This is a genomic window from Thalassotalea euphylliae, assembly GCF_003390335.1.
Classification (GTDB): Bacteria; Pseudomonadota; Gammaproteobacteria; order Enterobacterales; family Alteromonadaceae; genus Thalassotalea_F; species Thalassotalea_F euphylliae_B.
Genome location: NZ_QUOU01000001.1, coordinates 4,700,257 through 4,715,753 on the forward strand (window position 1 = coordinate 4,700,257; position 15,497 = coordinate 4,715,753).

General features: G+C 46.9%; 14 protein-coding genes. 9 read left to right on the forward strand and 5 right to left on the reverse strand.

The window, feature by feature from the left end:
- The first annotated feature begins 26 nt into the window (after nucleotides 1–26).
- The 6 genes from cyaY to DXX93_RS20370 are packed head-to-tail and all read left to right on the forward strand — an operon-like array spanning nucleotide 27 to nucleotide 6,788.
- Nucleotides 27–347: an iron donor protein CyaY gene (gene cyaY, locus DXX93_RS20345; RefSeq protein ID WP_116009712.1), complete on the forward strand. Its 321-nt coding sequence runs from the start codon at nucleotides 27–29 to the stop codon at nucleotides 345–347.
- 37 nt (nucleotides 348–384) lie between these two features.
- Nucleotides 385–1,308, forward strand: a complete 924-nt coding sequence (gene hemC / locus DXX93_RS20350) for a hydroxymethylbilane synthase (protein WP_374188934.1) — start codon at nucleotides 385–387, stop codon at nucleotides 1,306–1,308.
- Nucleotides 1,301–2,116, forward strand: coding sequence for a uroporphyrinogen-III synthase (locus DXX93_RS20355; protein ID WP_116009714.1), 816 nt, complete (start codon nucleotides 1,301–1,303; stop codon nucleotides 2,114–2,116). The genes hemC and DXX93_RS20355 overlap by 8 nt, the downstream gene beginning before the upstream one ends.
- Entirely contained in the window at nucleotides 2,106–3,422 is a 1,317-nt protein-coding gene (locus tag DXX93_RS20360) for a uroporphyrinogen-III C-methyltransferase (protein ID WP_116009715.1), read from the forward strand. Before DXX93_RS20355 ends, DXX93_RS20360 begins: the two co-directional genes overlap by 11 nt.
- The gene (locus DXX93_RS20365) at nucleotides 3,419–4,597 is read left to right on the forward strand and encodes a heme biosynthesis HemY N-terminal domain-containing protein (protein ID WP_116009716.1); all 1,179 of its coding nucleotides are present in this window, start codon (nucleotides 3,419–3,421) and stop codon (nucleotides 4,595–4,597) included. The genes DXX93_RS20360 and DXX93_RS20365 overlap by 4 nt, the downstream gene beginning before the upstream one ends.
- 4 nt (nucleotides 4,598–4,601) lie before the next feature.
- Complete coding sequence (locus tag DXX93_RS20370) at nucleotides 4,602–6,788, forward strand: sensor domain-containing diguanylate cyclase (protein WP_116009717.1); 2,187 nt, start codon at nucleotides 4,602–4,604, stop codon at nucleotides 6,786–6,788.
- A gap of 166 nt (nucleotides 6,789–6,954) precedes the next feature.
- Here the strand turns inward: DXX93_RS20370 and fre are convergent, their stop codons facing one another.
- Both fre and ubiD read right to left on the reverse strand, forming a co-directional pair.
- Nucleotides 6,955–7,650, reverse strand: coding sequence for an NAD(P)H-flavin reductase (gene fre, locus DXX93_RS20375; RefSeq protein ID WP_116009718.1), 696 nt, complete (start codon nucleotides 7,648–7,650; stop codon nucleotides 6,955–6,957).
- Between the two features lie 23 nt (nucleotides 7,651–7,673).
- Nucleotides 7,674–9,155, reverse strand: a complete 1,482-nt coding sequence (gene ubiD / locus DXX93_RS20380) for a 4-hydroxy-3-polyprenylbenzoate decarboxylase (protein ID WP_116009719.1) — start codon at nucleotides 9,153–9,155, stop codon at nucleotides 7,674–7,676.
- A gap of 291 nt (nucleotides 9,156–9,446) precedes the next feature.
- Here ubiD and DXX93_RS20385 point away from each other — a divergent pair, with 291 nt between their 5' ends.
- Entirely contained in the window at nucleotides 9,447–9,830 is a 384-nt protein-coding gene (locus DXX93_RS20385; RefSeq protein ID WP_116009720.1) for a DUF1579 family protein, read from the forward strand.
- Here the strand turns inward: DXX93_RS20385 and DXX93_RS20390 are convergent.
- The 3 genes from DXX93_RS20390 to trxA all read right to left on the reverse strand — a co-directional run bounded on the left by DXX93_RS20390 (nucleotide 9,817) and on the right by trxA (nucleotide 12,469).
- Nucleotides 9,817–10,545 carry a transporter substrate-binding domain-containing protein gene (locus DXX93_RS20390; protein WP_116009721.1) on the reverse strand — a complete coding sequence of 243 codons (729 nt, stop codon included), beginning with the start codon at nucleotides 10,543–10,545 and terminating at the stop codon, nucleotides 9,817–9,819. The two genes, DXX93_RS20385 and DXX93_RS20390, sit on opposite strands and share 14 nt — an antisense overlap.
- A 111-nt stretch (nucleotides 10,546–10,656) precedes the next feature.
- On the reverse strand, nucleotides 10,657–11,916 hold the full coding sequence (gene rho / locus DXX93_RS20395; protein WP_116009722.1) for a transcription termination factor Rho: 1,260 nt from the start codon (nucleotides 11,914–11,916) through the stop codon (nucleotides 10,657–10,659).
- Nucleotides 11,917–12,142: 226 nt separating this feature from the next.
- A complete protein-coding gene (trxA, locus tag DXX93_RS20400) occupies nucleotides 12,143–12,469 on the reverse strand; it encodes a thioredoxin TrxA (RefSeq protein ID WP_116009723.1) in 327 nt (108 codons plus the stop codon).
- Nucleotides 12,470–12,676: 207 nt separating this feature from the next.
- Between trxA and rhlB the strand changes: the two genes are divergently transcribed.
- A complete protein-coding gene (gene rhlB, locus DXX93_RS20405; protein ID WP_116009724.1) occupies nucleotides 12,677–13,924 on the forward strand; it encodes an ATP-dependent RNA helicase RhlB in 1,248 nt (415 codons plus the stop codon).
- 3 nt (nucleotides 13,925–13,927) lie between these two features.
- Entirely contained in the window at nucleotides 13,928–15,433 is a 1,506-nt protein-coding gene (locus DXX93_RS20410) for a Ppx/GppA phosphatase family protein (protein ID WP_116009725.1), read from the forward strand.
- The last annotated feature ends 64 nt before the right edge of the window (nucleotides 15,434–15,497 follow it).

Consider the following 15,497-nt stretch of genomic DNA (forward strand, 5'->3'; position numbering starts at 1 on the left):
AGTGTTATCACTCTTGGATCTGATAAATGAACGATAGCCAATACAATTTCATTGCTGACGAGTTATTACTCGCAGTAGAAGAAGCCATTGAAGACTGCGGCACAGACATTGATTACGAAGGTGTCGGTGGGATGTTGACTTTGGCATTTAAAAACGGCAGTAAAATTATCATCAACAAGCAAGCGCCACTGCATGAAATTTGGGTTGCTACCAAGTTCAACGGTCACCATTTTGTCTTAGACAATGACCAATGGCGCGATAAACGTGCCGGCGACGAATTTTGGCAGTTTTTGTCTGCCGCCGTTGCCAAACAGGCAGAAGCCGACATTACCTTAACGCAACCGTAAGCGCTAAGCCCACAGAACTCAGTCGTAAGAGATCACCATGACCACAGTAAGAATTGCAACCCGCAAAAGTGCCTTAGCCCTATGGCAAGCGGAATACGTCAAAGCTCAATTAGAGCACTTCCACCCAGATATCACCGTTGAATTAGTGCCGATGACCACCAAGGGCGACATCATTTTGGATACCCCATTAGCAAAGGTCGGCGGTAAAGGCTTATTCGTAAAAGAGCTGGAAGTGGCGATGCTCGAAGGCCGTGCGGACATTGCCGTGCACTCGATGAAAGACGTGCCAGTGGACTTCCCAGAAGGTTTGGGATTAGAAGTTATTTGTCCGCGTGAAGACCCGCGTGACGCGTTTGTGTCGAACACATACGCCAGCATTGACAAACTGCCTAAAGGCGCCATTGTCGGCACCTCAAGCTTACGCCGCCAATGTCAGCTGAAATCGCAGCGCCCTGACCTAGAGATTCGCGATCTGCGCGGTAACGTCAATACGCGTTTGAAGAAACTTGATGACGGCGAATACGATGCGATTATTTTAGCATCAGCGGGCTTAATTCGATTAGCAATGCCTGAGCGCATCAAGGCCTTTATCGAACCAGAGCAAATGTTACCCGCCAACGGCCAAGGTGCGGTGGGTATTGAATGCCGCACGGATGATGAAACAATAAAGCAATTGCTTGCACCACTTGAATGCCAAGAAACTCGCGTACGCGTATTAGCAGAGCGCGCGATGAACCGAGCGCTTGAAGGTGGCTGCCAAGTCCCCATCGGCAGCTATGCCATTATTGAAGACGACGAACTCTACTTGCGCGGTTTAGTTGGCTCGGTCGACGGCAGTGAAATCATCGAAAGTGAGATCACAGGCAGTATTGAACACGCCGAGGCGATTGGCCAAAAGCTTGCCGACACCCTGCTTGGCTTAGGCGCGAAGCGCATTCTTCAGCAAGTTTACGGTGACTAACATAGACCACCCGCCAAGCAAAAAAGCGAGTAATGAGCGGCACCAAGCTAAGCTGCTGATTACTCGCCCAGCACCTCAAGCAGAGCAGCTTGCCCAGCAACTGCAACGCGCTGGCTATCAAACCTTTTGCCAGCCATTGTTTACCTACCAAGCAGGCAGTAGCCAACAAACACTCTCTCAGTTACTTAGCGAACATTCTCCAGAGATATTAATCTTCGTCAGCAAGGCGGCAGTCGAATGGGCGAATCAGATATTACCTTTGCCACAGTGGGCTGCTAAAACCGTTATCGCGGTTGGCAATGCAACGCAAGGAGCCCTGATACAAGCGGGCATCACACAGGTGATTTGCCCAACTCAGCATGACAGCGAAGGGATGTTGGCGCTACCCGCACTGGCGAAGGTATCGAACCGCAATATTTTAATCATTCGCGGCAATGGTGGCCGCGAACTGCTGGCGAATGAATTGATTATGCGCGGTGCGAATGTTCGCTATTTCGAAAGTTATTATCGCCAGTGGCTGGAGTTTGATCAGCGTCAAGCCTGCCTATGGCGTGAACAGGGGGTGACAGGCATTATAGTGACCAGTCAGGCATTACTTGAAAGCGCATGGCAATTAACTCAAAATGTATCGCATCCACAAGACAAAGATAATTTCTGGCAAAACACATGCTTATGGCTTGTCGCCAGCGAGCGTATTGCTGATACTGCTCGGAGATATGGACTGCAACAGGTTGTCTGCACCCAAGGTGCGAGCGATCAAGCGATAATGAAAACGCTGAATCAATTGGAACGAACAAATGACAGATAACACGACGCCAGAATCGGCAGCTAAGAATACCAAGCCATCAAAGACAAAGCCCGCTAACACAACGTCCCCTAAGGCTGACAAAGCTGAACTTGAATCATCAGCAAAGCTAAGCTCACCAGCGAAAAAAGCAGCAAATAAAACAGCGAGTACAGCCCCCAAGACGCCGCCAGCAAAACCACCCAAACAAGGCATTTCAAAAGTAGGCGCACTCGCTTTAGTATTATCGGTGGGGGCAATTGCCGGCCTTGGTGGTGGCTACTTTTGGCTGATGGAGCAACACAAGACATTGCGCGCTGAGGTTCAGCAGTCTCATCAATTACAACTTTCAGCCACTGAGCAAAACTTACAACAAGCGCTCAATCAACAACAAGCCACACTGACCCGCCAGCAAGAGACCGCGCTAGCGCAAGTGCCGCAATTGGCAGAGCAAGCATTAAGTCCGGCACTGAGCCCAGTGCAAACCGAGCTGGCACAGCTGCGCACACTAACCCAAAGCCTACAACAAAATAATAGTGCGCCGTGGCAAGTAAAAGAAGCGGAATACCTTATCCGCGTTGCCAGCCGCTCCTTGTGGTTAGAGCAAGATGCACAACTGGCAATTCGCCTACTGAATGAAGCTGACGACAAACTCAAAACCACGAAAAACCCCGAATATCTGCCAGTGCGCAAGCTGATCAGCCAAGATATCGCGGCCTTAAACCTGTTACCCGAATTGGCAACCGATGATGTGATTTTAACCTTAATGGGGCTGACCGAGCAGATTGATGCACTGCCAATTGCCATGGCACATCTACCAACACCAACTACAGCAGCGCCAGACTTAACCTTGTCGGAAGATATTGCAGACTGGCGCGAAAACCTCAGTAAAACTTGGCAAAAAATTGCCAGTTATTTCTTCACTGTTAAACGCCGTGCTAGCAACGTGGAGGCGCTGCTAAGCCCTGAGCAGCAAAATCATCTGCGCCAAAATTTACAACTGAAATTGCAATTAGCGCAGTGGGCGACGAGCCAACACAAAAAAGCCTTATACCAAGAGTCGCTCAATAAAGTGAATGCTTGGGTTAGCGAATACTTCGATATGGAGTCGCTTGCGGTCACTAACTTCCAGCAAACGATAACTGAGCTGCGCAATCAAGTGGTCAGCCTATCACTGCCGAACAAGCTGGAATCGTACCGCGCCATTAGCCGACTTGCACAAAACCCGGCTGCGACGCCGCTAGCCCCCGTTGATATCGCCCCTAAACCGTCAGCTGATGCAGAAGCCGCTGACGACAACGAGCAAAAAATCAATGGAGCAACCCTATGATCAAATTGATTGTTATTGCACTACTGGTGCTTGTTGCCATCGCGCTCAGCCCAATGCTGATTGGCGAAAAGGGCTACATACTCATTGCCATGGGTGATTTAACTATAGAATCAACCGTCGTTACCGCCGTTTTTGCATTAGTCGTACTTTTTATTACCTTGATGTTTTTACTGAAAGTACTGCGCGGTGGTATCAAGGTTGGCACAGGTACTTGGCACAAGCTTGCCTTTGCCAGCAAACGCCGCAGTGAACGCGATTATCGAAAGGGCATTGCCGCTTATCTATTGGGCCATCACGAAGAGGCGGAAAAGTTACTCGCTAGCAGCGCAGATAAAAGCCAGTCGCCAATGACCGCCTATTTAGTGGCGGCTAAAGCCGCTCACGAGCAAAGCAACGAAGTAAATACCGAGCGCTATTTGCAACTTGCTGACCACCAAGGGCAAAGCGTGAAAGAGCATGGCATTGAAAGCATCTTAGTACAGCTCGATATTTTGATGGCGCAGCAACAGTGGCAAAAAGCGCGCGAATTACTCGATACTTATCACACTCATATTGGTCATGATCACCGCATACTTGCCCACGAAATTAACTTGAGTATCGCTGAACAGCGTTTTGAGCATGCCATTACATTTATCGCAAAAGCTAAAAAGCAAAAAGCGATTACCAGTACACAAGTCGGAAAATGGCAACACCAAGCTTATTTCGGTCAGTTTGAACAGCTAGTGTATGAAAAAAGTGCACAAGCACTGGTTGATTATTGGCAAAGTCTAGGGCGCAAACTGAAACAAGACAACGATATTGTCTCTGCCTATTGCCAAGTCCTTGCTAAGCATCAGCTTGCTGAGCCATTAAACCAGTTACTACTGCCTGTGGTAAAAAAAGGGCAGAACACTGTGCTTATTAACCAAATTAAAACACTGGCCTTGGCGCAGCCAACTGAACTCATCAAAGCGACCCAGCAACACTTGCAAAAAGACCAACACAACCACTTCTGGTTAAGTTGTTTGGGTCACTTCGCGCTGAGTGATCAGCAGTGGCCCCTTGCCGAGCGCGCGTTTAACAGCATTGCCGCAGGCCAAACGCCAATGAGTCATATTGATGCGAAAGGATTTGCCCGCGCACTCAGCCAACAAGGAAAACATCAACAAGCAGCTGAGCTATTAATAAGCTTGTAACCGAATGACAGCAGTACCTAATACTTCGACGCAAGAATACACCACGGAGCGCTCATTTCAGCCAATATGGGTAGCCCTGCTGCTCGGTGTATTGGGTGCTACTCTCAACACTTTCACCTTCCCTTTTCTACCGGAAGTCGAATTAATCTTAGGCAATGCAATGGTGATCATTGCAGCCATGTGTCTAAAGCCGCAATGGGCATTGCTAACGGCTTTGATGACAGCCACTCCCTTGTATTTTACATGGGGGCATCCCTTTGCTTTCTTAACCTTTGGCTTGGAAGCGCTAACCATAGCCTACTTGCGCGGTAGGGGTGTCTACGTATTATTCGCCGACATTGCTTACTGGTGTGTTATTGGTATGCCACTAACGGGGTTAATTGTTTGGCTAGGCGTCGATCAAGGGACTGTTTACTGGCTGTTCATTGCACTAAAACAAGGCTTTAATGCCATTATCTACGGCACCATTGGCTGTTTAATTGCGTTCTTGTTAAGCGATCGCTTGAACGCCAGCTGGTCACAACAGCCGCCATTGAAACGCAAATTAAAGCATCAATTGAACTACGCGATTGTACTGATGACGACGATGGCCCTCACGTCAACGACCTTGTTTATCAGTCGCGATTTGATCGTCAAAGCACAAAATATTATTGAAACAACGCTTGAAGATCGCTCGGAAAAATTTGCTGAAATGATCGACATTTCACTCAAGAACCAGAAAAGTGCTATCGCACTTGCCGCTCAGTGGCTTAGCGCTGTGCCAGCGAGTCAATGGCAAACGTCTCTTGAGCAAGTCCATCAAAGCTACAGCGGCTTTATTACCATGTTGATTACCAACAGTAACGCCGATGTTATTCATGCTAGCCCGCAGCACTTATTGTCACTTAGCGGTGATATGAACGTTGCCGATCGCGATTATTTTCAACAAGCAATGCTCACCCAGTCACTTTATATGTCACCAGTGTTCAAAGGCAGAGGATTTGGCACAGACACTATTGTTGCTATCAGTACACCTATTTTCGATGTGAGACAGCCCACTAATGCCCTTGGTATCGTCGAAGGTTCGGTTGATTTAAGCTTTATTGGCCGACTGACCCAAGCTAAGCTTGGCGCTGAGACACTCAAGGTCGTGGTCACTGATCAACACGACAATATCATTTATGCACACCCCTCTCTTAACTTAGAGCCACTGTATTTGTTTGACGTGCAACGGGTGGTGGACTCATCAATTCAAGATCGTTTAATTGTTGAAACCCTGCCAAACAAACAGTTTGCCTATGCACAAAGCACCGCGAGCAGTGGCTGGAAAGTCTATACCCTAGTTGACTACCAACTGACGATACGTGAGATAGAGCGAGAGTACTTAGTGATATTTTTCAGCTTAATGCTGACCTTGTTGCTGACCAGCTTAATTGCACATCGCTTTGGTAGCCGTATCACGCGACCATTGCGCTTTATCATGAAGCAAGTAAACAAGTACGACAATAAAGCGATCACAGAATTTACGCCCCTTTATCAAGTGGCGGCGATTGAAATTGAGCAGCTTTACGAGGAATTAAAGTCGAATAAGCGCTCGGTCAAAGAGCACCAACAACAGCTCGAAATTAAAGTGCAAGAACGCACGCAAGAGCTTAATCAAGCCAACCAGCAACTCAAAGCACAAGCGCGTATTGATGGTTTAACCAAAGTATATAACCGCCATTATCTCGATAGCCACTTTGAGCTAATGCAAAAAGCCGCACAACGCAGCGATGCTAATATGGCAGTCGTAATGCTCGACTTAGATCACTTTAAACGCCTCAATGACACTTATGGTCATTTAACTGGTGACAAAGTGCTGGTGGCGGTTGCGGCACTGATCAGGCAAGCCTTTAGCCGTGAAACAGACATAGTTGCGCGCTTTGGTGGTGAAGAGTTTGTGATTGTCGCCCCTTATATCTCACCAGTGGCACTTACCGATAAATTGGAAGCACTGCGATGCAGTATTGCCGCACTAGCAGTAACCGATGCCAGCGGGAATACCATTAACACAAGTTCCAGTTTTGGTGCCGTTATCGCGCAAGCAAAATTTGCCGTCAATATCGTCGATTGGGTGAAGGTGGCGGATGCTTGTTTGTATCAAGCCAAAGATAATGGCAGAAACCGTGTTGTTATTCGAGACCGAACAGTGGCTGACGATACCAGCAGTTAGCAGACTTTTCGCGGGCTGTTGAAAAGCGATTAGAAGACAGTTGGCGAAGCACTAGCGTCGCCAACTGAACATCAAAGCACTTTGGTTAATAAAGCCTTTAGCTCAGACATAGCAAGCCTTGGGCTAAAGAGACAAAATACCTTGTGCGCTTACAGACGCTGTGCATTTAGATAAACGCAAAAGCGTCGGCATACATATGGTCGATATTTGCGCCGTGCTCAACAAAATCGGTGCGCACAATGCCCACCATATCAAAGCGACCCGCGAGGTAGATATCATAAGCTTCAAGGCTGGTGATATCGCTCATTACCGCTTGATGTACTAAGCCAGATTTCCCCTGCCAAGAAGCTTCCGCTTGTTCAATCACTGGCACAAAACGGGCATTGGGTAACGACTCAACAATCGCTTTGGTTTGCTCTAACTCATAGCAGGCATCGAGTGTTCGCAGCCCCCAGTAAACCACAAGTGAACGATCGCTCGCTTGCTCAGCTAAATGCTCAAACATAGATTTGATGTAAGAGAAGCCCGTGCCGCCCGCCATCAATAATAACGGGCGATCACTTTCTTCACGCAAGTAAGCGTTACCCATCGGCGCCTCTATCGCAATGGTGTCGCTATTTTTTAACTTGTCGATAACTTGCATCGCATAGCTGTCTTCACCAAATGCGCCAATTTGCAATTCAATTAATGGCTGGTGTGGCGCGCTGGCAATGGAAAACGCGCGTTTGTCGTCTTCTGCCATCACGAGGTTTAAGTACTGACCAGGTTTAAATTCAACTGGCTGACTAGGTGCCAACAGCACTTTATAAACATACGGGGTTAAGTTAACGATTTGTTCAATTCGACACTCAATGGTATTCATCTACAATCTTTCTCTTATGTCATTTATTTGGAGGCTTTCGGGACTATCGCCAATTCTTGCCATATTTCATCGACTTGTTGCTTCACGGCGTCATCCATCACAATTGGCTCGCCCCATTCGCGGTCAGTTTCTCCTGGCCACTTATTGGTCGCATCCATCCCCATTTTTGAACCTAGGCCAGAAACTGGCGAAGCAAAATCTAAATAGTCGATCGGCGTGTTATCCACCAACAGGGTATCACGACTTGGATCCATACGCGTAGTAATCGCCCAAATAACATCTTCCCAATCACGCGCATTGATGTCGTCATCACAAACAATCACGAACTTGGTATACATAAATTGGCGCAGAAACGACCAAACGCCCATCATCACCCGCTTTGCATGCCCAGGGTACTGCTTTTTCATGGTGACGACCGCTAGGCGATACGAACACCCTTCGGGTGGTAAATAAAAATCGACAATTTCGGGGAATTGTTTGCGCAGAATCGGCACAAACACTTCGTTGAGTGCAACTCCAAGAATGGCGGGTTCATCGGGCGGACGGCCAGTGTAGGTACTGTGATAAATCGGATTTTCACGCATGGTCACGTGTGTCACAGTAAACACGGGGAATTCATCTACTTCATTGTAGTATCCCGTGTGATCACCGTAAGGGCCTTCAGGTGCGGTTTCATCAGGCGCGATATAACCCTCAAGCACGATTTCAGCGGTTGCTGGCACTTGCAGGTCATTACTAATACTTTTCACCACTTGTGTTTTGCTGCCGCGTAACAAGCCCGCAAAAGCATACTCAGATAAGGTATCAGGAACGGGTGTTACAGCCCCTAATATAGTCGCGGGATCGGCGCCAAGCGCGACAGAAACGGGGTAATTTTCGCCAGGGTTCGCTTTCTTAAACTCTTGAAAGTCAATGGCACCACCTCGATGTGACAACCAACGCATAATCAACTTGTTCTTGCCTAATAGCTGTTGGCGATAGATGCCAAGGTTCTGGCGCTCTTTATGAGGGCCGCGCGTAATGGTTAGCCCCCAAGTAATGAGCGGGGCCGCGTCGCCCGGCCAGCAGTGCTGAATAGGTAACTTAGTGAGATCAACTGCGTCGCCCGACATGACAACTTGCTGGCACTCTGCTTTTTTCACGACCTTGGTCGGCATATTGAGCACTTGCTTGTACAACGGCAGTTTATCAAGTGCGTCTTTAAAACCTTTTGGTGGCTCAGGCTCTTTTAATGTTGCCAACAATTGGCCAACATCGCGCAGCGCGCTGACGTTTTCTTGTCCCATCGCCAATGCCACCCGCTCAGGCGTGCCAAATAAGTTCGTCAATACGGGCATATCAAAACCAATGGGGTTTTCGAACAACAAGGCAGGGCCTTTCGCTCGCAAGGTTCGATCGCTGATTTCAGTCATCACCAACTCAGTAGAAATTGGCTGCTTGATGCGTTTGAGCTGACCAATTTTTTCCAGCTGCTTAATAAAGTCGCGTAAATCGCTGTATTTCATATTAAATATTGCTCAAAAATAGTGCTGATATTATAACCTGCAAGGCAAGTACTCGCCATGACTAGATAACAAATGCCGAGATGGCAAATGGCTAGTAGGGAATTGTTTAAGCGGTAAATAGCTAAACACTGCTAACCTTATACCTATTGGTACAAACAGCCTACTACGAAACTAAGGCACACTATGACCAGAAAAATATTCGCCTTTTTAGTCAGTTTGTCCGCGCACTCAGCCATGGCTTGTGACGACAACGCCTACCGCCAATTTGATTTTTGGCTCGGTGAGTAGCAGGTGACTAACAGTGCAAACAAGCAAGTCAGTCACAGCAAAATTTCTTTGATTAACGGTGGCTGCGGTATTTTGGAAGAATACCAATCCCCAACAGGTTTTGAGGGAAAGAGCCTCAATATCTATGAGCGACAAACACAGCAGTGGCATCAAACTTGGATAGATAGCAGCGGGGCTTTACTGCAATTAAACGGCCGTTTTAGTGATGGTGTGATGACCTTGACTGGTAATGGAATAAACCAAGGGGGCAAAGCCACTATTAATAAGGTGAGTTGGCGGCTGCTTGACGATGGGCGTGTCAATCAGCGCTGGCAAGCTAGCCAAGATAAAGGAGACACTTGGCAATTGATCTTTGACGGCTACTATCAAAAAATTAAGGTTCAATAGACTTAGCGGCGAGGTGTAATCGCTCTATCAAGTGTTTCTCTGTGGTTTTACTTGCCGCTAACCACAGGGTTTTAGTGGGTAAATCTATCGGTAAGACTGGCACAAAGCGATGGCAGTCATGTCTGACAATACGACAAGAAGCCATAAAATCGCGGCTACTGGCGGGAATGACGTCAATGCGACGGTTGATCAGTTTATCAAAGTTCTGCTCTGCATAAGGGACCGCTTGTACTTGGGTAAAGCCTTGCGATCGTAAATGCTGATCTAGCATACTATTGATCACCGTGCCGATGCGCATAGACTTTACTGTGTCTTCGTCAATCGTCTGCTCCTGCAGGATGGTTGCCGTACTGTAAAACTGATAGTCAAGCCTGACAACGGGCGTTACCCATAGGTAATCTTGCTCTCGCTGTGGTATTCGTGCTAAGCCAACAATCAAGGTATTGGGTTTGTTTTTGGCCATCACGACGGCGCGCGGCCAAGGGATAAGCGTAAACTGGTATTCCTCTATATCAGCTTTTGCCAACAGTTTGATGACCTGCTCTGCGATTGGCCCTAAATAGTTACCACGCTCCATATATTGCATCGGGTAAGCGTCTTCAACTAGCACGTCAATACGCTCTGATGTCGCGTTATCAGCCTTTACCGCCCATATCGGCCAGATGATCAGGAGCACAGCAATAAATCTACAGGGCAACACAGTGAAACTATTCATAGGAACATACTATTGCAAATTGTGCTCACCAATAAACATTCAAAAGAAGCACAAATAAAAGCGCATAAACAAAAACACCGGCTAGGCCGGTGTTTTTCGTATCGATTGAAATTACTTACGCTTCATCGAGTCGAAGAATTCATCATTGGTTTTGGTCATCGCCAACTTATCAATCAAGAACTCCATGGCATCAATTTCACCCATTTCGTGAACAATCTTACGTAAAATCCACATTTTTTGAAGTTCATCTTGTTTGGTCAGTAACTCTTCGCGGCGGGTACCACTGCGGTTAAAGTGAATCGCTGGGAATACGCGTTTTTCAGCAGCTTTACGAGATAGGTGCAGTTCCATGTTACCTGTACCTTTAAATTCTTCGTAAATAACTTCATCCATTTTTGACCCGGTATCGACTAGCGCCGTAGCAATAATGGTTAAGCTACCACCTTCTTCGATATTACGTGCGGCACCGAAGAAACGCTTAGGGCGGTGTAAGGCATTCGCATCAACACCACCAGTAAGGATTTTACCTGACGATGGAATTACCGTGTTGTAGGCACGTGCTAAACGGGTAATTGAATCAAGTAAAATCACCACGTCTTTCTTGTGCTCAGTTAAACGCTTAGCTTTTTCAATCACCATTTCGGCTACTTGTACGTGACGGCTAGCTGGCTCGTCAAACGTTGAAGCAACCACTTCACCTTTCACCAGGCGCTGCATTTCCGTGACTTCTTCTGGGCGCTCATCAATCAGTAGAACCATTAGCTCACACTCAGGGTGATTATGAGCAATACTTTGCGCGATATTTTGCAGTAAAAGAGTTTTACCCGCTTTTGGCGGTGCCACAATCAAACCGCGCTGACCTTTACCGATTGGCGAGGCTAGGTCTAACACACGTGCCGTAATATCTTCCGTCGAACCGTTACCACGCTCCATGACCATGCGCGAGTTACAGTGAACTGGCGTTAAGTTTTCGAATAAAATCTTGTTGCGAGAGTTTTCTGGCTTGTCAAAGTTAACTTCATTAACTTTAAGTAACGCAAAGTAGCGCTCACCATCTTTTGGTGGACGAATCTTACCTTGAATGGTGTCACCCGTGCGCAAGCTAAAACGGCGAATTTGGCTAGGTGATACATAAATATCATCTGGGCCAGCAAGGTATGAAGAGTCTGCAGAACGCAAGAAGCCAAAACCGTCTTGTAAAATTTCCAACACACCGCTACCGAAAATATCTTCACCGCTTTTAGCGTGGGCTTTTAAAATCGCGAAAATAATGTCTTGTTTACGGTTACGAGCAAGATTATCAAGCTTCATCGACTCGGCTAACGCAACCAATTCGCTGATAGACTTCTGTTTGAGTTCAGTAAGATTCATAGTAGATGTTCTTAAACAATAAAATGTTGTTGTGTGTTGCCTGCTGGCAGTGTTAGGACGTAAGAATAGGGTTTAGATATGTGTTATTACAGGGCTAAAGTTAGCATTAAAACGTTGCTAGGTAAAGTAAGTGCCTTGTTAATTCTTATGATTCAGTGGTTTTTTTGAGCGCGTCTATGCGCAGAAAAAGAAAAGCTCAGCATTGGCTGAGCTTGTCGTTTGTCGCTTATAAGTTAGCGTCAATAAACTCTTTTAATTGAGTTTTTGATAAGGCGCCAACTTTAGTGTCAGCAATGTTACCATCTTTGAAGAGTAATAACGTTGGGATACCACGGATACCATACTTAGGTGGCGTACCTGCGTTTTGGTCGATGTTTAATTTACCAACGGTAAGCTGACCTTCATACTCTTGCGCAATATCGTCAAGTAGTGGGGCAATCATTTTACAAGGACCACACCATTCAGCCCAAAAATCAACCAATACTAAACCTGACGCGTTGATTACATCAGTGTCAAAGCTGTCATCTGTTAGCTGAAGTATTTTATCGCTCATTTTTTTCTCCGTTACTAGATACCTTGCGGCTATACGAGCAAGAGTATACCTTGCTGATACAGTTATGCGAATAATTCGATAGAGTTTTTTATTATACCAAGTGCAATTTGTCTCATGTGTAAAAATTGCTCGGTAAAATTGTTCGTTTTTGGTGTTTTCCTGTTATCAATCATTTTTTAACGTTTGATAACCTGTTAAGCTTGCTGCATGAAAAAAACACATTTAACTGAAACCAAGTTCGCCGACCTTGGGCTTGCCAAGCAAGTCGTTACAGGCCTCGAAGCTATGGGCTTTGAGCACTGCACCAATATCCAAGCTAAATCCCTACCTGTACTACTTGACGGTAAAGATATCGCGGGTCAAGCACAAACTGGCGAAGGTAAAACCATCGCATTTTTGTCTGCGACTTTTCACCACTTGCTGCAAAAAGGCAAAGTTGATCACAATCAGCCCCGTGCCCTTATCATGGCACCGACTCGCGAGTTGGCCATTCAAATTCACAACGATGCGAAAGCCATGGCAAAAAGCACAGGCTTGCGCCTTGGTGTGGTATATGGGGGCGAGGGTTATGAATCTCAACGCCAAGAGTTGGAACAAGGGGTCGATATTTTAATTGGTACTTGCGGCCGACTGATTGACTACTTTAAACAAGGTGTTTATCAACTCAATCATATTGAAGTGGTCGTCCTTGATGAAGCTGATCGCATGTTCGACTTGGGCTTTATCAAAGACATTCGCTACATGTTCCGCAAAATGCCAGCAGCCACTGAGCGCTTGAATATGCTGTTTTCAGCAACCTTGTCGTTCCGCGTGAAAGAGCTGGCATTTGAGCACATGAACGACCCAGTCAGTGTCGAAGTAGCGCCAGAGCAAAAAACCAATACCCGAATCACCGAAGAGCTATTTTACCCATCAAACGATGACAAAATGGCCTTATTGCAAACCTTAGTGGAAGAAGAGTGGCCGGAAAAAGCCATTGTTTTTGCCAATACCAAGCACATGTGTGACAGCATTTTCGCCCACCTTGATGCCGATAAAGTGCGGGTTGGCTTATTAACTGGCGATGTCATGCAGAAAAAGCGCCTGAAAATTCTGGAGCAATTCACCAAAGGGCATTTAGACATTCTGGTGGCCACTGATGTTGCCGCGCGTGGACTACATATTCCGGCCGTAACGCACGTTTTTAACTACGACTTACCGGATGATTTTGAAGACTATGTGCACCGTATCGGCCGTACCGGGCGTGCAGGGGCGACAGGTCACGCCATTAGCTTTGCCTGTGAAGACTACGTCTTTAACTTACCCGCCATCGAAAACTACATAGGTCACACCTTGCCCGTGAGCAAATACGACCCTGGCGCACTGCTTACCGATCTACCTAAGCCCAAACCGCGTCATCGTCGTCATAAACCTCATAACGGTGGCCAAAACAGAGCGCGAAACGGACGTCGATAGGCAATGAAAAACCAGCAGTACGCCGCACCTAGCCCTCTTTATGCGGTTATTGATTTGGGCTCCAACAGCTTTCATATGTTGATTACTCGGTTGGTAGCAGACGGCGTACAAACGGTTGATAAAGTAAAACGCAAAGTGCGCCTTGCCTCAGGCTTAGACGACCAGCGTAACCTCTCAGAAGAAGCGATTGGTCGTGGGCTGGAGTGTTTAAGCTTTTTTGCAGAGCGTTTGCAAGATATTGCGCCAGAAAACATTCGCATTGTCGCCACCGCGACGTTGCGCATTGCCAACAATGCCGATCTGTTTCTTAACCGAGCTGAGCACATATTAAAACAGCCAGTCAGGTTACTTTCAGGTATCGAAGAAGCCGAGCGTATCTATCTTGGTGTCGCTCATACCAGCGAATGCAGTGCGCAAAAGCTCGTATTTGATATTGGTGGTGCCAGCACTGAGATCATCGCCGGTGAAAATTTTAATATTCACCACGCCATTAGCCTGAATATGGGCTGTGTGACGTTTAACCAAGCCTTCTTTCGCGATGGCAAGATTACCGATGCAGGTTTTAGCAAAGCCATTGCCGAAGCAAAATCTCAGTTATTGCCTTATATCGCTCAATACCAAGAGTTTATCGGCCAGCAAACCTTGGGCGGCTCTGGCACTATGCAGGCACTGGCTGAACTATTGATGCATCAAAGTCGGCCGGCGATCATCACTCTAGCTTTTATGCAAGAAGTGAAGCAACAACTGCTCAGCGCGGGCGCAGTAAATAATATTCAAATTGCTGGCCTGTCCAGCGAGCGTTCGCCGGTATTGGCCAGTGGTCTTGCCATACTCATCGCCTTATTTGAAACCTTTGAAGTAAAAACCCTACAGCTATCAAGCGGTGCACTTCGCGAAGGCTTACTATACGAAATGCTGCCCGATATGCGTTCCCAGCATATTCGCACCCGCACGGTAGATTCCTTGGTGGAGCGATTCCATATTGATGTTGCTCACGCTGAGCGCGTAAGCCAACAAGCCATGCATTTATTCGCTTGTTACGCGAGCCAATGGCAGCTGAGTAATGGTAACTTAAAGCAGCTGCTCAATTGTGCCTGTCAGCTGCATGAAGTGGGGTTATTGCTGTCATACAAGTATCATCAACGCCATGGTGCCTATATTTTGCAACACGCTGATTTACCGGGCTTTGATCAAACGGAAAGGCAGTTTATCGTGAGTTTAGTCGGCTTAGCTAAAGGTGATATTCCGGCTAATGCGATGGCCGAACTAGCCATTACCGACACGGTCACCGCGCGGCGATTATTGGCGATTCTCAGACTCGCGATTATCTTGTGTCGCCGCCGCAAAGACGATGTATTGCCCCAATACCACACCAGTGTTGACGGAAAAATGATTAACTTATGCTTACCCAGTCAATGGCTGGAAGCTCACCCCTTAATCAGCGATGAATTACTGCACGAAAATGAACAGCTGACCGCGCTGGATCTTGATTTAACGATTGTCTGCTAATTGATTGAGAGCGTTAGGAAGAATAGTTAGTGACGGGATCTTGCTAAAAAATAACCCGACCACC

Bases quoted from the DNA above. Each gene is read 5' to 3' on its own strand.
- cyaY (WP_116009712.1), top strand. From the start codon at position 27: ATGAACGATAGCCAATACAATTTCATTGCTGACGAGTTATTACTCGCA.
- hemC (WP_374188934.1), top strand. From the start codon at position 385: ATGACCACAGTAAGAATTGCAACCCGCAAAAGTGCCTTAGCCCTATGG.
- DXX93_RS20360 (WP_116009715.1), top strand. From the start codon at position 2,106: ATGACAGATAACACGACGCCAGAATCGGCAGCTAAGAATACCAAGCCA.
- DXX93_RS20365 (WP_116009716.1), top strand. From the start codon at position 3,419: ATGATCAAATTGATTGTTATTGCACTACTGGTGCTTGTTGCCATCGCG.
- DXX93_RS20370 (WP_116009717.1), top strand. From the start codon at position 4,602: ATGACAGCAGTACCTAATACTTCGACGCAAGAATACACCACGGAGCGC.
- fre (WP_116009718.1), bottom strand. From the start codon at position 7,650: ATGAATACCATTGAGTGTCGAATTGAACAAATCGTTAACTTAACCCCG.
- ubiD (WP_116009719.1), bottom strand. From the start codon at position 9,155: ATGAAATACAGCGATTTACGCGACTTTATTAAGCAGCTGGAAAAAATT.
- DXX93_RS20390 (WP_116009721.1), bottom strand. From the start codon at position 10,545: ATGAATAGTTTCACTGTGTTGCCCTGTAGATTTATTGCTGTGCTCCTG.
- rho (WP_116009722.1), bottom strand. From the start codon at position 11,916: ATGAATCTTACTGAACTCAAACAGAAGTCTATCAGCGAATTGGTTGCG.
- trxA (WP_116009723.1), bottom strand. From the start codon at position 12,469: ATGAGCGATAAAATACTTCAGCTAACAGATGACAGCTTTGACACTGAT.
- rhlB (WP_116009724.1), top strand. From the start codon at position 12,677: ATGAAAAAAACACATTTAACTGAAACCAAGTTCGCCGACCTTGGGCTT.
- DXX93_RS20410 (WP_116009725.1), top strand. From the start codon at position 13,928: ATGAAAAACCAGCAGTACGCCGCACCTAGCCCTCTTTATGCGGTTATT.